Source organism: Photobacterium sp. DNB22_13_2 (assembly GCF_052873915.1).
On sequence record NZ_JBNNXU010000017.1, the window covers coordinates 1 to 19,829 of the forward strand.

18 protein-coding genes are annotated in these 19,829 nt (G+C 48.4%); 6 read left to right on the forward strand and 12 right to left on the reverse strand.

The genetic code is table 11. The annotated features are described in order from the left end of the window. Positions 1-124: 124 nt before the first annotated feature. From ACVA58_RS20375 to ACVA58_RS20400, 6 genes are all read right to left on the reverse strand, one after another. Complete coding sequence (locus ACVA58_RS20375; RefSeq protein ID WP_446512207.1) at positions 125-979, reverse strand: TIGR03899 family protein; 855 nt, start codon at positions 977-979, stop codon at positions 125-127. A 57-nt stretch (positions 980-1,036) separates the two neighbouring features. Then, positions 1,037-1,519 (reverse strand): DUF3299 domain-containing protein, encoded by a 483-nt coding sequence (locus tag ACVA58_RS20380; RefSeq protein ID WP_446512208.1) that lies wholly within the window; start codon positions 1,517-1,519, stop codon positions 1,037-1,039. Positions 1,520-1,523: 4 nt separating this feature from the next. Continuing rightward, complete coding sequence (locus ACVA58_RS20385; RefSeq protein ID WP_446512209.1) at positions 1,524-2,783, reverse strand: ABC transporter permease; 1,260 nt, start codon at positions 2,781-2,783, stop codon at positions 1,524-1,526. After that, positions 2,783-3,472, reverse strand: a complete 690-nt coding sequence (locus ACVA58_RS20390) for an ATP-binding cassette domain-containing protein (protein ID WP_446512210.1) — start codon at positions 3,470-3,472, stop codon at positions 2,783-2,785. Before ACVA58_RS20390 ends, ACVA58_RS20385 begins: the two co-directional genes overlap by 1 nt. 50 nt (positions 3,473-3,522) lie before the next feature. Further along, complete coding sequence (gene zrgA / locus ACVA58_RS20395) at positions 3,523-4,140, reverse strand: zinc uptake protein ZrgA (RefSeq protein WP_446512211.1); 618 nt, start codon at positions 4,138-4,140, stop codon at positions 3,523-3,525. Positions 4,141-4,582: 442 nt separating this feature from the next. After that, positions 4,583-5,134, reverse strand: a complete 552-nt coding sequence (locus tag ACVA58_RS20400) for a YtfJ family protein (RefSeq protein WP_446512212.1) — start codon at positions 5,132-5,134, stop codon at positions 4,583-4,585. 262 nt (positions 5,135-5,396) lie between these two features. On the opposite strand from ACVA58_RS20400, the gene ACVA58_RS20405 reads away from it, so the two are divergent. Next, positions 5,397-5,606 (forward strand): DUF1107 domain-containing protein, encoded by a 210-nt coding sequence (locus ACVA58_RS20405; protein WP_446512213.1) that lies wholly within the window; start codon positions 5,397-5,399, stop codon positions 5,604-5,606. A 5-nt stretch (positions 5,607-5,611) separates the two neighbouring features. On the opposite strand, the gene msrA is transcribed toward ACVA58_RS20405, so the two are convergent. Next, positions 5,612-6,235 (reverse strand): peptide-methionine (S)-S-oxide reductase MsrA, encoded by a 624-nt coding sequence (msrA, locus tag ACVA58_RS20410; RefSeq protein ID WP_446512214.1) that lies wholly within the window; start codon positions 6,233-6,235, stop codon positions 5,612-5,614. Positions 6,236-6,408: 173 nt separating this feature from the next. Here msrA and tamA point away from each other — a divergent pair, with 173 nt between their 5' ends. Genes tamA through ACVA58_RS20425 form a run of 3 tightly spaced genes read left to right on the forward strand, consistent with a single transcriptional unit; the run spans position 6,409 to position 12,263 of the window. After that, positions 6,409-8,124, forward strand: a complete 1,716-nt coding sequence (gene tamA, locus ACVA58_RS20415) for an autotransporter assembly complex protein TamA (protein ID WP_446512215.1) — start codon at positions 6,409-6,411, stop codon at positions 8,122-8,124. Next, complete coding sequence (gene tamB / locus ACVA58_RS20420; RefSeq protein ID WP_446512216.1) at positions 8,121-11,888, forward strand: autotransporter assembly complex protein TamB; 3,768 nt, start codon at positions 8,121-8,123, stop codon at positions 11,886-11,888. The genes tamA and tamB overlap by 4 nt, the downstream gene beginning before the upstream one ends. Positions 11,889-11,906: 18 nt before the next feature. Further along, complete coding sequence (locus ACVA58_RS20425; protein ID WP_446512217.1) at positions 11,907-12,263, forward strand: gamma-glutamylcyclotransferase family protein; 357 nt, start codon at positions 11,907-11,909, stop codon at positions 12,261-12,263. A 3-nt stretch (positions 12,264-12,266) separates the two neighbouring features. Here the strand turns inward: ACVA58_RS20425 and ACVA58_RS20430 are convergent, their stop codons facing one another. The 3 genes from ACVA58_RS20430 to fbp all read right to left on the reverse strand — a co-directional run bounded on the left by ACVA58_RS20430 (position 12,267) and on the right by fbp (position 14,410). Then, complete coding sequence (locus ACVA58_RS20430; protein ID WP_446512218.1) at positions 12,267-12,635, reverse strand: rhodanese-like domain-containing protein; 369 nt, start codon at positions 12,633-12,635, stop codon at positions 12,267-12,269. Between the two features lie 56 nt (positions 12,636-12,691). Next, positions 12,692-13,222: an inorganic diphosphatase gene (gene ppa, locus ACVA58_RS20435; RefSeq protein ID WP_446512219.1), complete on the reverse strand. Its 531-nt coding sequence runs from the start codon at positions 13,220-13,222 to the stop codon at positions 12,692-12,694. A 171-nt stretch (positions 13,223-13,393) separates the two neighbouring features. Continuing rightward, a complete protein-coding gene (gene fbp, locus ACVA58_RS20440) occupies positions 13,394-14,410 on the reverse strand; it encodes a class 1 fructose-bisphosphatase (protein WP_446512220.1) in 1,017 nt (338 codons plus the stop codon). A 208-nt stretch (positions 14,411-14,618) separates the two neighbouring features. Here fbp and mpl point away from each other — a divergent pair, with 208 nt between their 5' ends. Both mpl and ACVA58_RS20450 read left to right on the forward strand, forming a co-directional pair. Continuing rightward, complete coding sequence (gene mpl / locus ACVA58_RS20445) at positions 14,619-15,980, forward strand: UDP-N-acetylmuramate:L-alanyl-gamma-D-glutamyl-meso-diaminopimelate ligase (RefSeq protein WP_446512221.1); 1,362 nt, start codon at positions 14,619-14,621, stop codon at positions 15,978-15,980. Then, complete coding sequence (locus ACVA58_RS20450) at positions 15,973-16,602, forward strand: flavin prenyltransferase UbiX (protein WP_446512222.1); 630 nt, start codon at positions 15,973-15,975, stop codon at positions 16,600-16,602. Before mpl ends, ACVA58_RS20450 begins: the two co-directional genes overlap by 8 nt. Before the next feature lie 54 nt (positions 16,603-16,656). Here ACVA58_RS20450 and ACVA58_RS20455 read toward each other — a convergent pair whose 3' ends face one another. Both ACVA58_RS20455 and ACVA58_RS20460 read right to left on the reverse strand, forming a co-directional pair. After that, entirely contained in the window at positions 16,657-17,118 is a 462-nt protein-coding gene (locus ACVA58_RS20455) for a universal stress protein (RefSeq protein ID WP_446512223.1), read from the reverse strand. Positions 17,119-17,209: 91 nt separating this feature from the next. Further along, entirely contained in the window at positions 17,210-19,789 is a 2,580-nt protein-coding gene (locus ACVA58_RS20460) for a TRAP transporter permease (protein WP_446512224.1), read from the reverse strand. Positions 19,790-19,829: the final 40 nt, after the last annotated feature.

Genomic DNA, 19,829 nt, shown 5'->3' on the forward strand with positions numbered 1-19,829 from the left:
CGGGTTCGAGTCCCGTCCGCTCCGCCACTTATATTAAGCCCGAGTCGAAAGACTCGGGCTTTTTTACGTTTGAATCTATTTGTTCGCCCAGCGGTCGAAAGTTATTATTCTACGTGAAGGGCTGTTATCGCTGGATTTCAACCACGAAGAATGGAGCCAGTAGTTCAAGGATGGTTTCTCGGAAAGGCTCGTGCGTCTTACTGCCTAATAGCTCTGCAATTTCCTGCCCTGTTGGCGATAAACGGTAATACGTGAAACTCAGACCTTTCTGGTGTGGAGTGAGCTGATAGGTATGGTTCTGGTAGCTAAATGGAAGCTCTATGCCTGATGCCAACTCCCCCGACTCTAATTCACTTTTCAATATAAGCCCTAGCTCTAATAAGATAAGAAGATCGGAGTAAGGGAGAGAAAAGTTACCTAAAGGAACGGTGTGCAGAGAGGGAGCGAATAGGCTGGGTAGGAACTTGTGTTTTGCTTTCAAAGCAGTCAGAATCTTTTTGCTTCTGTCATTGCCGAAATGGCATGAAAGTGTACAGGCTCGGTGGAAAACTTGTGCTTCTTTGTGGGTCATATTACGAAGCGTATCAAGCGTTTTTAATGATACTGAGCCTGGGGACAAAAATTCTTGCCTGAGAATACGGCTCCACAGTTGTTGCATTGAATTATTACGTATTTTTTTTGCTATCGAAGTAAAGTAGTTAAGCCAATCAGGGTCGATATTCTTGGCTTTCTCTTGAGAGGTAGTATCGAAAGTTAACTTGAATATTTTCTCAAGGTTTTCTTGTTGGAAATGTTGTTCTTTTTTGTGTCGGCCTTCATACCTTTCTGAAAGGGTATTTGGCCCATCGTTAGTTATTTGATAGCTGACTCCGAGCTCTTCAGCAATCGTACTAATGATATTGGGAGGGGATTTTTGGGTCTTTTCTTTGTCTGTTGTTTGCGGCTCAAGGGGCGGGGATACTTTACACTCGCCTTCCATAGTGATCACCCTTAAATATTTGAAGGCCAGCTTCAAGAGAAGCTGGCTAAATGGATATTACATATCGTCGTAGTCTTCGATGGCACTGCCTTCAAGTAGGTAGCCCACTTCAGCAAGATCATGGCTAACGCTTTGGGTTTTCAATGTTCCCACGACGTAAACCACATCCCATAGCTGTTGTATCGGCGCTCCTTTCGGGAACTTTACGTATACAATCTGATTGGGTGGTGGCGGTGGTACGTGGATACATGCTCCGAAGTAAGGTACTAAGAGAAACTCGGTGACGGTTTTATCATCCCCCTCCAAAGGGATCACAAATCCCGGGATTTTGACCGTACTTCCATTGAGTTCTTCTCTGACGTTGCCAATCATCGATTGGTTGGCAGCCTCTCCGTCATGATTGAGGATAGGCATTTGGTTTGTATTGAATTGAGTGCGTTCTTTTTCTGGGACTAGGTCAATCCAATCTAGCGTTAAAGCTTCATTCGCAGAGCTAAGCAGTGGAAACCAGCAGCAAAGTGCGAGTAGCCATCTTTTCATGTAATTATACCTTTATTGTCATGCCGTCCGAGAGTGAATGTTGATAGGCGCGGATAGCTGGAATGATACCCACTAGCATACCAGCTAACTGAACGAGTACTAACAACAACAGTTCGTGGCTTGTGGGAGCAGTGATCGGAATGAGTAACCCAAACTGCGTCTGAATAATTGGCTGAGTGATCATTAAAATCAAGTACAGCAAAGAGGTACCGACGATTACCCCCAGTGCGGTCAAGAGGGTGGCTTCACTAGTTAGGAGGAAGAAGATATGACCTGGTCTAGCCCCCATGGCCCTGAGGATAGCCATTTCTCGTCTCCTTTCATTCAGACTTGTCAATAAGCTGGTTAGCATTCCGAGCAGTCCCGCGATCACGACAAAGCCTGAAACAACCAGCAGGGCTTGCTCTGCTACTGACATCATGCCCCAAAGTTCATGCAGTGCGATACCCGGCATGATGGCGCTCAATGGCTCTTTAGTATAGGTATTGATATAGCGTTGCAGAGCAAAGGTTTGGATTTTTGAATTGAGGCCCAGCATAAATGCTGTGATCTGCTTGGGAGCGAACTGTTTATTAGTCAGCAATTCTGCATCTGGAGTTGGACCTAGACGGGCTCCGCTTTCCCAGCCAACATGAATTGCTTCAATTGCGGGTAGAGAAACATGAACACTGCGGTCTACAGGGGTGCCGGTAGGTTCAAGGATACCAACGATTTTAAAGGGCAGATTATCATGACGGTTAAAGGACTGGTCACTGATCCCGTGCGCAATGATGATTTCATCGTTAATTTTGTAACCGAGCTTTTTAGCAACCTCTCCACCGATCACTGTTTCAAATAAGCTATCGAACACTTCACCTTGAGCTAGCTCGAGAGGCTGCTTCTGCCCGTAACGATAATGCTCAAAATAGTCGCTGTTGGTTCCAATGACACGGAAGCCACGATGAGAGTCGCCTAATGAAATTGGGATCGCCCATTTTACTGAACGGTGTTGGCTGATCTCTTGGAAGCTTTGCCAGTCGATGTTATTGGTGGCATTGCCGATCCTAAAAACAGAGTAGAGCAACAGATTAACTTGGCCGGAGCGAGATCCGACGATGAGATCTGTCTCTGAGATAGTATTAGCAAAACTCGATTTTGCCTGCGTTCTGACTTTTTCAACCCCAAGTAAAAGGGTAACCGAAATAGCAACAGTAAGTAGTGTAAGTATTGCGGTGGCTTTTCGATTGGCTAGGCTTTGCCAAGCGAGACGAATAATCGGCCCCATTAATATCCCCTTGCCGCTTGGTTGATGACGTTAAGATTAATGCTGCGGTCAAATAGCGCTTCGAGCGTTTCATCATGGCTGACAAACAACAATGTTGTCTCTGATTTATCACACTCGGCCATGAGTAATTTAATGAAGGCCTCGCGGTTATCATGATCTAAGGCAGAGGTAGGTTCATCTGCAATCAGTAATTTAGGCTTTCCAATCAATGCCCTTGCGGCGGCAACGCGTTGTTGCTGTCCGATACTGAGCTCGCTGATTGGGCTATTCAAGCACTCTGTGGGCAAATGCAGTTGGGTCAGCAGTTGTTTTGCTTGTTCATACATATCTCCGGTAATTTTCTGTTTACGTAATGCCGAGAATCGGCAAGGGAGGAGTACATTATCAATTACAGAGAGATAAGGTAGCAGGTTGAACATCTGGAAGATGTAACCAATATGATCTGCCCTGAATCGGTCTCGGGCGGTCGGTTTTAGGTTGCTGAAAGGTTGACCTAGCAGCTCGACAGTGCCAGTGGTTGGCTCGTTGATTCCTGCTAATAAACTCAGAAGGCTTGATTTCCCGCTGCCGCTAGGACCCTTGATGAAGACTTTTTCCCCTTTGTTCACTACCAGTGCAGGGATATCCAATAGCGGTTTGATTTGTCGTGGCCATTGGAATGTGAGTTCGCGAATCTCAATGATGCTCATGGTTTGTCCTGAAATGGGGAATAACTTCCCCATTTTTGGTTGCCGAGATGTTAAAAGCGGAAGGTGATGGCGTTTGAGGTCAATGACCCACCTTTCTGACCTTTTTCCGTAATGGTGTTAACCGTAATACGTTCAGTGGATGGATAGTGGGTAAACCACTGGGTTTTGACTTCTGTGAGTTGATTGATATCGCTACATTTGTAGGTGTATTGCGCTGAAAATTCTCCATGGGCACCGTGGTCATGGCTGTCATGATCGTGGCCGTGGTCATCATGGTCATGGCTGTCATGGTCATCATGACCTTTATGGTTTTCAGCCTCTTGGCTAGTCAGTGTTTCCGTCGCAACGCTTTCAACCAACTGGCATTTCGCATTGGCCGTCAATACCCATAGTGATTCTGGCGCTTTAAGTTGCTTGATAGCGTCAATAATTGCAGTCTTCTGTTCGTCCGTTTGCGGTGCGTGTTCAAAGCCGACGATATCTGCGCCCGGTGCGTGGATCTCCATCAATAAGTCTTGCCCGTCTTGGGCAATATTTACTTCAACCACGCCATGGAGATGGGCATCATGTTGACGAAAGTGATCTTCTGCGGAAACGGAGATAGATACGGACAGGCCAAGGCTGACGAATAGAGCCGCGACAGGTGAAAGTGATTGATTAAAAAGCATGGTTACCCCAATAAATTGCTAGAGATTAAAAATAGTAGTGTTAACAATTAGGGGAAAATGGCGGGGACCGGGCTATTGGGGAATGATAACGTTGAAAACCTTGCTGGGGCGTCGTGTTGATGATGATTGTGCGGGTCTGCCCCGTTTCTGAGAAGTGAGCATGTTGAACTAGGAAACTGTCATGGACTATGTGGCAGATAGAGCAGTCAATCGTATGGTGGTGATCTGACACTGCTTCAAGTTGGTGCAACACGGTGACTGGCCCGATAATTACGATCAGGCTGATTAGTATAAGGCTGAGGTTGTGTGTCCAATAACGCTTGAAATTCACGTTGATAAAATGAAAACCATATCCATGAGATGTAATAATATAACATTACTACTTTCTCCATAATATGGTTTTCATATCATTTTGATTTTAATTGAGGTTTATTAAGTTGACCTAAAGGTTACTCTTTACCAACTCTAGTGCCTGTTCGATTTCTTGTGGTGATAGTTTGCCTTCTTTTACAAACAGTACCTGGCTACTCTTATCAAGGACAATGATCGCTGAGTCCTCCGCAGCAAGCTGCCAAGACTGATGGACAGTACCATCGGCATCCAGCACCATTGAAGACCAAGAAAACTCTCGTTTGCTGTCTTCAGCAGAAGATTTTACGAAGCTCCCCGTACCCCAGATAGCATCATCTTGATTGATAATGGTTGTGGTTTGGTATTTTTCGTCAGGAAAGTCTGCCGCAGTAATGGCACTTATTAAATCAGCATTCAGTGCCTTGGCTGAGCTGCGGCCAGCAATGGCTTGAATAACTCGCACCTTACCTGCTAGCTGCTCGCTGTTCCAATCTTGGTAGACAACTTTGTCATCTTGTAGAGTTATTTCACCTTTATCAGCAACCTTAACAGTAGGAAGTGTATCACCGACGGTTAGGTTATGGGCAAATGCCGTCCCGGATAGCAGCATGGTCAGCATGGCGAAAATTGGCTTCTTGTTCATTATTTTTTCCATTATTTATTAGACGCGCCATTATCTTAGATTACTGCCACTAAGCTGGTTTAACCAGTTTGTAAAGCCTTGAACTCAATCACGAAAAATATAACACAAAGTGCATGCTTAGGTTTGGTGGTCGATGAAATGGATATCATTTTGGCAAACATTGATTAACTGGCAAGTAACTTGCTTAATTATTCTGTCTTGGAAAAAGGAAACATCCGGGCATTTTCAAGGTCTATAGTCTTAGTAATTTTGTGAGGGAACCATGTTAAGAGTATTCAAAAAATATCGACCAAACCAAGTTGCTCGGTACGTGAAAAGTTACTTTCGCGGCCGGCTATTTATTATCGGCGTAGGGGCTTTTGAATTTGATTGTGGGCGTTTATTACCACCGAAAAAGCAGGACACCAAGGCGCTGAATGTGCTGAGCGAAGTCAACCGTGAGATCCAGCACCTTAGTGCAGAAGCTTTTTGATATTGTTATTGTGGGGGCATACATATGCCGGTTCCACCTAGTCCGCAATAACCATTGGGATTCTTGGCGAGGTATTGTTGATGGTAATCTTCGGCAAAGTAGAATGTCCCCGCCGGGAGAATTTCAGTGGTAATAGTGATATCGGTTAATGCTTGCTGGTATCGGGCTTTGCTGGCTAATGCTTCTTGGTACTGCTGAGCTGAATTGGTGTAGATTGCTGAACGGTACTGCGTACCTACATCATTACCTTGTCGCATGCCCTGAGTGGGGTCGTGGCTCTCCCAAAACAATGTTAGCAAGGTATTTAAGCTGATTTGTTGGGGGTTAAAAATAACCCTGACGACTTCGTTATGACCGGTCAGCCCGGTACATACTTCTTTATAGCTTGGGTTAGGGGTGAGCCCTCCACTGTACCCGACAGCTGTGCTGTATATACCTGCCTGTTTCCAAAATAGTCTTTCAGCTCCCCAAAAGCATCCCATTCCAACAGTAATGACTTCCATTCCTTGAGGGATTTCATCATTGAGCTGAGTACCGTTTACTGCATGGGGTTGCGAAGGCACAATTGGAGTTGCCCGGCCAATCAGGGCTTGGCTTTGTGTTGGCAAGGTTTGCTTGGATGATGACATGGGGGATTTCCTTATTTTGATGTCACTGACTGTCTTCAAAGTAGAATAAACAGGGGAGACATTCAACTTCGGTGGAATTTCGAAGCAAAAGATTGGCAGTTAGGCTCGTGCTTTGTCAAAATTAACCATGTACAAACATAAAAATAATGCGCTAACCAATGAAGTAAATAAGAATGAAGATACCTTTTTTGCGGTATGGCCTGGCAACACTTGCGCTCACCGTTGCTTTACCGGCTTCAGCCGCGACCTCTTTGAAAATAAAAGGGTTAAAAGGAAGCCTCAAGGACAATGTTGATGCGTATGTATCTGCAATCCCAGAAGATGATTACAGTACTTCCTTGCGCTTTCGCGAGCAGCTTGAAGGAGAAATCCGCAATGCCTTAAAAGCATTGGGACGCTATAACCCCACCATTACCTTTTCTGAAGCGGAAGACGACAGTGAGCTGATCGTTCAGGTCGAGGCCGGCCCGAAGACAACCATAGCCCGAAGTAATATTCTTTTGACCGGTATGGCAAAAAATGATCCTGATTTTCTCGCTCTTGTTCGCACCGGTGGACTGGGGCTGGGTCAGACGCTCAACCATGGAAAATATGAGTCTTTGAAGTCTTCACTGACGAGCCTGGCGTTGAGAAAGGGCTATTTTGATGGTGAATTGAAGGTCAGCCGTTTGGAGGTTGCCCCGAGCCGTAACGAGGCATTCATTACAATTGAATACGCTTCAGGCCAGCGTTATAACTTTGGCGAAACAGTTTTCGAAGGCAGCCAGATTGAGCTAGATCGTCTGGAATCACTTATGCCTTACGAGGAGGGTGACCCATACCTCGCCTCAACTCTGGGTGAGTTTAACCAGCGTCTATCTAATGTTGGCTGGTTCTCTTCGATTTTCGTCGGTGGTGAAATTGCCAATCTCAAAGACGAAGAAATTCCAGTCAGCGTGGTGGTCAAGCCGCAAGTTAAAAACCAAATTGAAACCGGTATTGGTTATTCGACTGATGTAGGGCCTCGTCTGAAGTTCAACTGGCGCAAACCTTGGCTAAACAGCAAGGGCCACAGCTTGAGCATAAAAACAGAGTTGTCTGAGATACAGCCGAAAATTGAAGCGACCTATAAAATCCCGCTTGATGATGTCTTGAATGATTATTACCAAATTGTAGGCGGGATCCGCTATGTCGATAACCACGATACTATCAGTACTGAAACAAATTTGGCCGTTGAGCGGCATTGGCGATTGGAGTCAGGTTGGAAGCGAGTAGCTTCATTGCGCTTGCTCTATGAAGACTATACCCAAGGTAAAATTGAAAGTGGCAACTTGTTTATGGTGATCCCGGGGATCAGTTATGACAAGACACGCCTGAGAGGTGGCGCAATGCCGACTTGGGGGGATAAACAGCTGATATCGGTAGAGTATTCCGACCCTGCGCTGGGTTCGGATTCGCGCTTGACCCGTTTGCGAGGGCGCTCTGCCTGGATCCGGAGTTCGGGAGAAAATCACCGAGGGCTACTCCGGGTAGATGGTGGTGCGGTGTTTGCTGATAGCTTGACAGATATCCCTCCTTCAATGCGCTTTTTCATTGGTGGTGATAACAGTATTCGAGGTTATAGCTATGAGTCTATTTCACCACGAAATGAGGCTGGCCTTAGGGAAGGGGGGAAGTACATGCTTACTTCATCGTTGGAGTACCAGTACCGGGTTTATGGTGATTGGTGGGGAGCGGTATTTTATGATTATGGCTCAGCCTGGAATGACAGCCCTGAATGGCTAGCAGGTACCGGGGTTGGTGTGCGTTGGGCATCGCCGGTGGGACCTATTCGTGTTGATTTTGCTTGGGGACTGGATAAAGAAAAAGATAAATTCCAGCTCCACTTTGTATTGGGGCCGGAAATATGATGTGGGTAAAGCGCTCAGCGATCGCCTTGTTGGCACTACTGATGGTGGTAGTTATTGCCATAGCTGCACTGTTGTATACACCGGCAGGGATCAAAGTTGTAGTGTGGGGGGCACAGAAAGCCTTGCCGTCGCTGAGTATTGGCGCCAGTCGGGGAAGTTTATTGAATGGTTTTTCCCTACAGCGGGTGGATTATAGCGATGACAGTATCGACCTATCTGTCGCTAAACTGGTCTTAGATATTGAAGACAGCTGCCTACTGACCCCCGCAGTCTGTATTTCTGAGCTTACAGTGTCCGGAGTTCGCTTTGCGATGCCTGATCTCCCTCCGGCAGCAGAGGAGGCTGAGGAAGAAGTGCCTTCTGAGCCCGTCACAGAGATAAGCTTGCCGATTCCCATAACTCTCTCCCGCTTGACCCTTGATGATATTGAGCTAGATATCTTGGGTAATAAGGTAGCTTGGCAACATTTTTCTAGTGCGGCGGATATGCAGGGAGATCAATTGACCCTCAAGCCGACAGACTGGAAGCAAATTGAACTTACTCTGGCATCTGCCAGTGCTGAGAGGACCGAGACTTCTGAGCCTGAGGTTACATCTCCTGAGAGCACGGTATCGAAGACCATTGTGTTGCCCGAAGTTATCATCCCACTATCAGTGGATATACAACGCTTTACTATTGAGGCATTCACTCTTCATGGCGAGACGCCTCAGACTGTCGAGAAATTGGAGTTGATAGCGAAGGCGAAAGGCAGTGACGTCGTTGTTGATAAGTTGGAGGTTTCAGCTCCGCAGGCTGTCCTGGAAGCGAATGCCAATATTGCATTAACTGACGACTATCCGCTGGCACTCAAGGCAGATGTTGCCATCAATATGGATCCACTGAAAAACCATCAGCTGACACTTAGTGCTGAGGGTAGTGTGGCCAACTTAGTTTTGGATGCCCGTGTCAAAGGGACGCTGGATGCTTGGTTGAAGGGACGTTTGTCACCGTTGGACCCTGCGCTACCTTTTGATCTCTCCCTTGAGAGCCAACACTTGCAATGGCCAATTGATAGCGAGCCAGATTTCGAAGTCAAAGAGACACAGTTGACGGCGAAAGGTAGTCTTGATGGTTACAGTTTCGCACTAAAAAGCCAGGTTGATGGTAAACCTATGCCTGCGGTCGGAGCCGAATTAGTGGGTAAGGGGAGCCTTGATGATGTTGAACTGAGCCGCCTTGCCGTTAATACCTTGGGGGGGGCAATTTCCGGTAATGCAAAAGCAAGCTGGAAAGACTTGGTGAATTGGCAAGGTGAGCTTGCTTTCAGCCATATCCAACCAGGCTTGGAATGGCAGGATATACCAGGTGATTTAAGTGGTAAGTTAAGGACATCGGGTGGCCTTACCAAGCAGGGGGGGTGGTACGTCGAATTGCCAGAATTGGTTGTTGATGGTGTGGTGATGGAGCAACAGCTTGACCTGGTTGGTCAGTTGTCGGCCAAAGATACGGCTGGTAAAGGCGAGCTTCAGTTGGACACCCAGGGTTTGGCATTGAAGCATGGTCCAAACGGGTTTTCAGCCAAAGGCCGGTTAACCAGAAGCTGGGATATGGCTGCCGAGATCAATGCCCCTGATCTAGCTCAATCCGTGCCCGGTTTACGTGGCAGTGTGAAGGGAAATATTCAGCTGAAAGGGAAAATGGCTGAGCCAGATTTGGATGTCGATTTAATTGGTGAGGCACTAGGTTGGGAAGAGTTAACCTCGCTTGAAAAACTGACGCTGAAAGGGCAAATCACCCCAATGCCAGCGCTGGATGCCGATGTTAGTCTGACAGCCGCTGGTGGTCGCTATGATACTGTGACCCTGAAAGATCTCTCTCTGTTGTTTAAGGGTAATGAAAAGCAGCATCAATTGGTGCTTGATGTGAATGCCGACCCGGTAAGCACGGCATTGCGCCTGCAAGGTGAGCTAGACAGAGATAAAGGTTGGCGTGGTGCCCTCCAGCAAGGAGAAATTGATACCGAACTGGGAGTTTGGAAGCTTGATCGCTCCACGGCAATTGGTTATCTGTTTGATAAGCAGTTGGTCAGTGTTGCGGCACATTGCTGGGAACAATACCGGGGAAAAGGTGCATTGTGTCTGACTCAGAATATGGAAGCTGGTGCGAGCGGTCGTGCCAGTGTGGCGTTGACCAATGTCAGTTTCGAGATGCTGGAGCCATACTTACCGGATACGGTAGAGCTTAAAGGTAGCGCAGGTGCGCAAGCCGAGGTTGCATGGGCACCGAAGTCTGCACCGTATGTTAAAGCCAGCGTCAATTTGCCTGCTGGCAGCGTGACCCAGCAGCAAGACCCTGATTTGGATCCGGTCACTGTCGGTTGGGATAAGGTGACAATCAATGCGGAAGTTAAACAAGATACGCTCATTGCAGATTGGCTCTTTGCGATCCGAAACAATGGTGATTTGAGTGGCCGTGCCAAAGTCTTGTCCCTAAGTGGTGATCAGCAATTGGATGCCCATGTGAAGCTCGATCGCTTTATGCTAGGTTTTCTTAAGCCTTTATTGATGGACTATCACAGCTTCGATGGTCAGGTTGATGCCGATCTCTCGGTTACAGGGCCGGTGATGCATCCAGCTGTAAATGGCTTGCTCAAGGTCAGTAATGTTAAAGCCTCAGGACGCACGGTACCCGTTGATATAGATAAAGCTGATATAACGGCCACCTTCAGTGGCTACCAGGCTCGGCTGAACGGTGAGGTGGTGACACCGGATGGTAAATTGAATATCACCGGTGACGGTAATTGGCAGGATCTGGCAAATTGGCGTGGACAGCTCGGCGTTAACGGCCGAGAGCTTGAAGTGACAGTACCGCCATTGCTGGCGGTGAAGGTATCACCGGATTTGACTATCAAAGCAACGCCGAAGCAAGCAGAGATCACGGGCAGCATAGGGATACCATGGGGACGTATCACGGTCGACCAGCTACCGGAATCTGCCGTTTCAGTGTCGGATGATGAGATATTGCTCAATGCCGATCTGCAACCGGTCGAGGCAGAACAGCCGATCCCGTTTAACCTTAAAACCAATGTGTTGGTGAAAATTGGTAATGACGTCAAACTGTCGGCCTTCGGACTTAAAGCTGGGCTGGTGGGAGATTTGAATGTCCGCCAGGATGAAAAAGGTCCGCTGGTATACGGTGAAATCAACCTACGTAATGGTACCTACCGTTCGTTTGCCCAGGAACTGGTGATCCGCAAGGGGCAGATTTTGTTCAATGGTCCGGCTGATCAGCCTTATTTATCGATTGAGGCGATTCGCGATCCAGACAACATAGAAGATGATGTTATTGCTGGATTGCGGGTAACAGGACCTGCGGATGAGCCGAGGGTCGATATTTTTTCTGATCCGGCAATGCCACAACAAAATGCCCTGTCCTATATTTTACGCGGGAAGGATTTGGATAGTGAGTCGGGTGACAGTAGTGATGCGATGGCAACCACATTACTTACTATGGGTTTAGCACAGAGCGGCCAGCTGGTGGGTAATGTTGGGGAAGCATTTGGTGTTCAGGACTTGTCATTGGATACGTCGGGTTCCGGTGATGATACCCAAGTGACCGTCAGTGGGTATATTGCCCCGGGCTTACAGGTGAAGTACGGGGTGGGTATTTTTAATTCTATTCCGGAATTTACCGTGCGTTACCGCTTGATGAAAGATCTCTATGTTGAAGTGGTCTCGGGCCTAGACAGTGCTGCTGACTTGTTGTATCAGTTCGAGTTTAACTAATACGAGACTGAAAACGTTTTGAAAGTCTTTGTTTACGGGACGTTGCGTGAAGGGGAAGCCAATGCACACTTCCTCAAAGGAGCGGTAAAGCTGGGAAAAGAGCGTCTAGCCGAAGGCTATATGCTCTACAGCCTAGGTACGTACCCTGGCGCAATTACGTCACCGGATGGAGGAGCGCTCTGGGGGGAGGTGTATCAAATAAATGCGTGTATCTTACGCGCTCTCGATGGGCTCGAAGAGTATCCGGTTGAGTATGATCGGGTTGAAATCTCTACATCCTATGGTAAGGCATGGATATACCTGTATAACCCTTCGGTAAGCAATTTACCGGTGATCGAAGGCGGTGATTGGTGCCAGCGTATTGATAAAGTCTGATTATTATTTTGGTATAGCCCTGATTAATGCCTGATAGCTTTCTCCGTTGTAAATCTTGGAGTAGCCAAGTTTATAGAGGGCTTCTTCGGCAATCCCTGAACGGCGGCCAGATCGGCAGTAGATAAAGAGTGACTGGCTTTTATCTGGGGCAAAAGTGGTCAGCAGCTCTATCTGCTCGTAAGGTATGTTGATCGCGCTTGGAAGATGGCCTTCGATAAACTCCTCGTGGGAGCGAACATCGATGATCATTGGCTTACCGGAATGTGGACCATGGTAAGACTGCCAAAATTCATCTGCTGTCACGACGTCTGCGAGTGACGTGTTGGCCCATGAGCCCAACATAAAAGCAGCGGCTATCATCAGCCTTTGCATAGGAATACCTCTGTTACTTTCCCGGGCGTACGCCCGGGAATAAATTAGCTTTATGTTCATTTTTCCTGAGCGCGCTTGAATGACTCTAGGATCTCTTCCTTGGCGGCGGTAGCATCTGCCCAGCCTTCCACTTTCACCCATTTACCCGGTTCAAGCTCTTTGTATCGCTCGAAGAAGTGGGTTATTTGGGCCTTTAATAGTTCAGGTAGGTCATTAACATCCTGAATATGTTCATACTCTTTGGTTAGTTTACTGTGAGGTACCGCGACGACTTTTGCATCCTCGCCTGATTCGTCAGACATTTTTAGCACACCTACAGGACGGCAGCGGATCACCGAGCCTGGAACCAAAGGGAAAGGTGTTGGTACTAGTACATCAACTGGGTCACCATCAAGTGATAGGGTGTGGTTTACATAACCGTAGTTACAAGGGTAAAACATCGGTGTAGACATAAACCGGTCGACAAAAACAGCGCCACTGTCTTTATCAACCTCATACTTGATTGGATCGGCATTAGCAGGGATTTCAATGACAACATAGATATCTTCGGGTATGTCCTTTCCAGCTGGGACCTGATTCAGGCTCATCGTCTCTTCCTTTTGCTTGGTTAATCAATTGTTGGTGTTGTTGAAATTATAATACCAACAACCTTCTTTTATTGTCTAATAGCAATAAGTTGTAGGCATGGCTAACGCTTTGAGGGGGAAAGAGGGACAGCAAGAAGAAAACAGGCTGAGAAACTCAGCCTGTTTGTTTACTTAGTCTTGATCGGGGAACTCAGCCAAGAAAGCTTCGACTTTCTCCACCATGTTGGTTGAACCGACAAAGAAAGGTACACGCTGGTGGAGTTCAGTAGGCTTGATATCCATGATTCTGCCTTCACCATCTGAAGCCTTACCGCCTGCCTGTTCAATCAGGAAGGCCATCGGGTTGCATTCGTACAGTAGACGCAGCTTACCATTAGGGTGGGTTGCTGTACTTGGGTACAAGTAGATACCTCCCTTCAAGAGGTTACGGTGGAAGTCTGAAACCAGTGAGCCAATATAACGCGAGGTATATGGGCGGTCATCTTCCGGTACATTTTCCTGGCAGTACTTGATGTACTTCTTTACACCCATAGGAAAACGGAAGTAGTTACCTTCATTGATCGAGTAAATACGGCCGTCTTCCGGGGTTTGCAAGTTTTCGTGCGATAGGCAGAAAACCCCCAAAGATGGGTCATAAGTAAAGCCATGCACACCGTTACCTGTCGTATATACAAGCATGGTTGAAGAACCATAAATGATATAACCAGCGGCAACTTGTTGGTGGCCAGGCTGGAGGAAATCCTCTTCTGTTGCAGGTGTACCGACAGGGGATACCCTGCGGTAAACAGAGAAGATGGTACCGACGGAAACGTTTACGTCAATATTCGAAGAACCATCCAATGGGTCCATCAAAACAACGTATTTTGCGTTTCGGTTCAGCTCCTTGTTGAAAGAAACGGCTTCGTCTTCTTCTTCACTCGCTACACCACACACCTGGTCACGGGCTTCCAGTGCGGCTTTGAACTTATCATTGGCATACACATCGAGCTTTTGCTGCTCTTCACCCTGCACATTCTCGCCACCGAACGCACCTGTAATATCAACCAAGCCTGCTTTGTTGATTTCGCGGTTGACGATTTTCGCCGCAAGTTTGATTGAGCTCAGCAGGGAGGAAAGCTCACCGCTGGCGTGGGGGAAGTCGTGCTGTTTCTCGACAATGAACTCGCCAAGGGTTCTAATATCGGACATATACAATCCTTGCATCTTGTTGTCATTGGGGCAGTTAAGTCAGGTACAATGTCTCTAATGGACAATTTTTATACCCATATTGGCATTTCGCCTTTTTATAGTGTGTGCTCTATTTTGTATAAAATATTGTATATAAAGATCTTTTTTATGGTAACGAAGTAACGCATTAGCGTGAAATTAGTGAAAATTACCGAGTGAGCCGATAGTTATGCACATCCATATCCTAGGAATTTGTGGCACCTTCATGGGCGGTGCGGCAGTTCTTGCCCGTCAGTTGGGCCATAAAGTGACCGGCTGCGATGCCAATGTTTATCCGCCGATGAGTACTTTGCTTGAATCTCAAGGCATTGAAATAATTCAAGGTTATGACCCCTCTCAATTGGAACCCGCACCTGATTTGGTCGTGGTTGGCAATGCGATGAGCCGTGGTAACCCTTGCGTAGAGTATGTCTTGGATAAAAATCTGCGCTATACCTCGGGGCCACAGTGGCTGCAGGAGATTCTGCTGCATGACCGCTGGGTACTGGCCGTTTCTGGCACCCATGGTAAGACCACTACAGCCAGTATGTTGGCTTGGATCCTGGAAGATTGTGGGTATAAACCAGGTTTCTTAGTCGGGGGCGTACTAGGAAACTTCGGTGTTTCCGCACGTTTAGGCGAAAGTATGTTCTTTGTCGTCGAGGCGGACGAATACGATAGTGCTTTTTTCGATAAGCGTTCTAAGTTTGTTCATTATCGACCACGTACCTTGGTTATGAATAACCTCGAGTTCGATCACGCAGATATCTTTGATGACTTGAAGGCTATCCAACGGCAGTTCCACCATTTGGTCAGAACAGTACCGGGCAATGGTCGGATTTTCGCGCCCAAAGGCGTTAAAGCGATTGACGAAACGCTAGAGATGGGCTGCTGGAGCGAACTGGAATTTACCGGTGACGGTGGTCACTGGCAGGCCAACAAGCTTGATCCTGCAGGTAGTCGCTTTGATGTGTTGCTTGACGGCGACAAGGTCGGAACAGTCGACTGGGACCTGATTGGTGATCACAATGTCAATAATGCCCTGATGGCTATTGCGGCTGCCCGTCATGTTGGTGTCACGGCAGATTTGGCGTGCGAGGCGCTGGGGACCTTTATCAACACTAAGCGCCGCTTGGAGTTTAAAGGCGAGCAGGCCGGGGTAAAAGTCTATGATGATTTCGCTCATCACCCGACGGCGGTAGAGCTGACACTCGGTGGCTTGCGTGCCAAGGTTGGCCAGCAGCGCATTCTGGCGGTATTAGAGCCTCGCTCGAACACCATGAAACTTGGGGTGCACAAATTGGATTTGGCTCCAGCATTGGCTGTGGCCGATGAAGTCTTTATTTATCAGCCTGATAATATTCCATGGTCGGTGGATGAAATCGCTGAGCATTGTCAACAACCTAGCCAGACTGATAGTGATTTGGATGCATTAGTGAGTAAGGTTGTGGCGAATGCCCGCCCCGGCGATAACATTTTGGTGATGAGTAACGGTGGTTTTGGCGGGATTCACGGTAAGCTCCTTGCGGCGCTGGAGGCTGCGGGTGAGTGAACGTAGCCTAGAAAAACGTATTACGCTGGCGTGGACCGGAGCATCGGGGGCACCATATGGGTTGCGCTTACTGGAGTGTCTGCTGGCGGCGGATTACCATGTTTACTTGTTGATCTCATCCGCTGCACGGGTGGTATTGGCGACGGAGCATGGCTTGAAGTTGCCTTCCGGTCCTGACGCAGCCAAGGCGATATTGGTGAAACATCTAGGTTGCGATCCTGATGGCCTTGAAGTCTGCGGAAAGGAAGATTGGTTCTCTCCGGTAGCATCTGGCTCTGCAGCACCCAAGCAAATGGTGGTTTGCCCATGCTCGGCCGGAACCCTGGCTTCAGTCGCCCACGGCTTATCGGATAACCTGCTGGAGCGAGCGGCCGATGTTGTGCTCAAAGAGCGTGGTCAATTGCTGATGGTGGTGCGCGAAACTCCATTCTCCACGCTTCACTTGGAGAATATGCTCAAGCTGTCGAAGATGGGTACTACGATTATGCCTGCAGCGCCGGGTTTCTATCACCAGCCTGAAACGATCGAGGACTTGGTGGACTTTATGGTCGCACGTATCCTAGATCATCTTGGTGTTGAACAAGGTCTGGTTCCTCGCTGGGGCTATGATCAAAGAAAGTAAAACGGCTGTATATAGAAAAGCCCGCTCAAGCGGGCTTTTTTGATCTTGATGGTGTTAACTATCGACAGATTCAGCCAAATGGGCTTGTGGTTTGAGGACCAGAACATTGATTGGGGAGTTTTCTACCACTTTAGCGGCGACCGAACCCAACATCACTTTGTCCAAGCCAGAGCGTTTGTGGCTGGGCATAATAATCAAGTCAGCACCAACTCTTTCGGCATGATCCAAAATCGTTGTCCATGTTTTCCCTTCCGAGACATGCTGGTGGTGGACGATTTCCGGCGGAATATAGTTTTCGGCAAAGGCTTTGAGCTGCTGCTGGGTCTCTTGCATCATCTTACGTGCCGCATCCTTAGGGAAATAGCTGGATACCATAGCCATATGAATGCCGGGAAGCACGTTAAGCAAGTGGATGGTGGCATTGGAGTGCTGGGCATGCCAGACTGCCAATTCAACCGCTTTGTCTGCGAATCCTTTATCATTAAGGTCGACCGGAACCAAGATTTGCTTATACATACTATTCTCTTTGTTCTCGAAGGGAGAGGCTTCTTTTAGTGTATACCAAATAAGGCTGGCCCTTTCGTGATGAAAGGGCCAGATTAGCGGTTTACTTGATGTGGCTTAAGGTTTTAGCCCGCTTGCGTTGATTCCAGCCTAGCGCCCCCAATAGCAGTAACGTAGGTATAAATACCCACTCTTTCATTGGGCGAGCAGCCGGAAGGCTAACAGTAGTGATCTCCCAGTCGAAGTCGATACCAGCTTGTTCTGCTGGGCTTCCAAACTCGACCATGTCGACGATCATTTTATCGTCATCCTTACGTAGCATCAGGCCGGTGGAGTCAATGCGATCATCGGGAGATACCGCTTCTTCGTCAAACGGCAGTAGCACGTGTTTGGTGACAAACTTTCCTTCCAGATTTTCCCCGCTAACTTGCAGTTCTAGCGGTTGACCAATAGCTAGCTTGTCCGCCGCATCCGCGATCAAGGTGCCTGGCATCTCATGCTTCGGCGGGTAGACCATATCCCACCAGAAACCCGGTCGGAACAAAGTGAAGGTGATCAGCAGCAATGCCACGACTTCCCACCATTTTGTTTTGGTAAACCACCACCCCTGTGTAGCCGCTGAGAAGGTCAGCATCGCTATTATTGCCGAAGTGACAGTCAGCATTAGGTGCCACCAAGAGTCGATATTCATCATCAACAGTTGGGTGTTGAAGATAAACATGAACGGCAAGATGGCGGTTCGGATATCGTAGGTAAAGCCTTGGATACCCGTCCGGATCGGATCGCTTTTGGCGATAGCGGCTGCCGCAAAGGCTGCCAAGCCTACCGGAGGAGTATCATCGGCTAAGATGCCGAAATAAAACACGAACAAGTGCACGGCGATCAATGGGATGATCAGGCCGTTCTGAGCCCCAAGGGTGACGATAACCGGTGCCATCAAGGTTGATACCACGATATAGTTGGCGGTAGTCGGCAGACCCATTCCGAGGATCAAGCTGATCAACGCGGTGAAAAGCAGCATCAATATGATGTTACCACCCGAGATAAACTCGACAAACTCGGTCATTACCAGCCCAATTCCGGTCAGGGTAACCACCCCCACCACGATACCGGCTGCCGCTGTCGCCACACCGATCCCAATCATGTTGCGGGCTCCGGAGACCAAGCTTTCAAGTAAGTCGATAACCCCTTCCTTTCCGGCTTCAGCTAGCGTCTTTTCCTTATTGAACATTGCCAGTAACGGGCGTTGAGTTAATAGAATAAAGATCATAAACACGGTCGCCCAGAAAGCGGATAGCCCCGGCGAGAAGCGTTCAACGGTCAAGCACCATACCAAGACGACAATAGGTAGCAGGAAGTAAAGACCGGACTTCATCGTCGGCCCCGGATCCGGGACTTCGGTGATCTCAGCGTTTGGATCTTCTAGCGTGTGATCCTGATAGTCAGCAGCGACTTTGATTAGTGCCACATACGCGATCAGGACCACTACGGCGATCATCGGTGTTGCTGCGGCCCCAAATACATCTTTGGTCCAACCGACTCCGTAATATACCAGCGCACTAAGAACTACCAAGGCGAGAATCGTGCCGCAGAAAGACAGTAGGCTCTGGGCTAGGGTCGGCTTATAGCGACGTTCCAGACCAGACATCCCGGCTTTGCAGGCTTCTAGGTGAACAATATAGATAAGAGCGATGTAGGAAATCAGTGCGGGTAGCAAGGCGGCCTTGATCACTTCGACATAGGAGATCCCCACATATTCAACCATTAGGAAAGCTGCTGCCCCCATGATGGGCGGAGTCAACTGGCCATTTGTTGAGGCTGCGACTTCGACTGCACCGGCTTTGGTGCCCGGGAAGCCGACTTTTTTCATTAGTGGGATCGTGAAAGTACCGGTCGTTACCACGTTGGCAATCGATGAGCCTGAGACCAAGCCAGACAGTCCGGAGGCGACAACCGCCGCCTTGGCTGGACCGCCCCGCATGTGCCCCAGTAGCGAAAAGGCCACTTTGATAAAGTAGGCACCGGCACCTGCACGCTCGAGCATGGCCCCGAACAATACAAAAAGGAAGACAAACGAGGTCGATACACCGACCGCGATGCCGAATACCCCTTCAGTGGTAAGCCAGAGATGCGACATTGCCTTGTTGAGGCTGGCACCTTTATGGGCAATGACATCCGGCATGTGCGGGCCGCCGAAGGTGTAAAGCAAGAACACGGCTGCGACGACCATCAGAGGTGGCCCCAGTGCGCGTCGGGTTGCCTCAAGCAACAGAACCATACCGATGACCGCGACCACGATATCCATTTGGGTCGGTGCACCGGAGCGGCCAGCTAGTTGGGTGTAGAACAAATAGATATAAGCAGCGGCAAAGCTTCCTGCAAGGGCTAGGATCCAGTCGACTAGCGGGATCCGGTCGCGTGGTGAGCGCTTCATTGCCGGGTAGGCGGTAAAGGCTAGAAAGATGGCAAAAGCCAAGTGAATAGAACGGGCTTCGGTGTCGTTCAGGACGGCGAAATTGAAAATAAACGGTAACGGTGAAGCGTACCAAAGCTGGAACAGAGACCAACAGAGTGGAACAAACCACAGGATACGTCCAGCCAGTCCAATCGGGCTCCGTGCCCCGGTATCCGCCTGAGCCACCATATCTTGCACATCTGTCGACGATTGCGTTGTCTTCGTCATGCATAATCCTTCTTCGATGGGCTAGGGTGTGATTAGAATT

What these genes read in the sequence shown, in the direction of transcription:
- ACVA58_RS20375 (WP_446512207.1), bottom strand. Translation starts at nt 979, where the DNA reads ATGGAAGGCGAGTGTAAAGTATCCCCGCCCCTTGAGCCGCAAACAACA.
- ACVA58_RS20380 (WP_446512208.1), bottom strand. Translation starts at nt 1,519, where the DNA reads ATGAAAAGATGGCTACTCGCACTTTGCTGCTGGTTTCCACTGCTTAGC.
- ACVA58_RS20385 (WP_446512209.1), bottom strand. Translation starts at nt 2,783, where the DNA reads ATGGGGCCGATTATTCGTCTCGCTTGGCAAAGCCTAGCCAATCGAAAA.
- ACVA58_RS20390 (WP_446512210.1), bottom strand. Translation starts at nt 3,472, where the DNA reads ATGAGCATCATTGAGATTCGCGAACTCACATTCCAATGGCCACGACAA.
- zrgA (WP_446512211.1), bottom strand. Translation starts at nt 4,140, where the DNA reads ATGCTTTTTAATCAATCACTTTCACCTGTCGCGGCTCTATTCGTCAGC.
- ACVA58_RS20400 (WP_446512212.1), bottom strand. Translation starts at nt 5,134, where the DNA reads ATGAACAAGAAGCCAATTTTCGCCATGCTGACCATGCTGCTATCCGGG.
- ACVA58_RS20405 (WP_446512213.1), top strand. Translation starts at nt 5,397, where the DNA reads ATGTTAAGAGTATTCAAAAAATATCGACCAAACCAAGTTGCTCGGTAC.
- msrA (WP_446512214.1), bottom strand. Translation starts at nt 6,235, where the DNA reads ATGTCATCATCCAAGCAAACCTTGCCAACACAAAGCCAAGCCCTGATT.
- tamA (WP_446512215.1), top strand. Translation starts at nt 6,409, where the DNA reads ATGAAGATACCTTTTTTGCGGTATGGCCTGGCAACACTTGCGCTCACC.
- tamB (WP_446512216.1), top strand. Translation starts at nt 8,121, where the DNA reads ATGATGTGGGTAAAGCGCTCAGCGATCGCCTTGTTGGCACTACTGATG.
- ACVA58_RS20430 (WP_446512218.1), bottom strand. Translation starts at nt 12,635, where the DNA reads ATGCAAAGGCTGATGATAGCCGCTGCTTTTATGTTGGGCTCATGGGCC.
- ppa (WP_446512219.1), bottom strand. Translation starts at nt 13,222, where the DNA reads ATGAGCCTGAATCAGGTCCCAGCTGGAAAGGACATACCCGAAGATATC.
- fbp (WP_446512220.1), bottom strand. Translation starts at nt 14,410, where the DNA reads ATGTCCGATATTAGAACCCTTGGCGAGTTCATTGTCGAGAAACAGCAC.
- mpl (WP_446512221.1), top strand. Translation starts at nt 14,619, where the DNA reads ATGCACATCCATATCCTAGGAATTTGTGGCACCTTCATGGGCGGTGCG.
- ACVA58_RS20455 (WP_446512223.1), bottom strand. Translation starts at nt 17,118, where the DNA reads ATGTATAAGCAAATCTTGGTTCCGGTCGACCTTAATGATAAAGGATTC.
- ACVA58_RS20460 (WP_446512224.1), bottom strand. Translation starts at nt 19,789, where the DNA reads ATGACGAAGACAACGCAATCGTCGACAGATGTGCAAGATATGGTGGCT.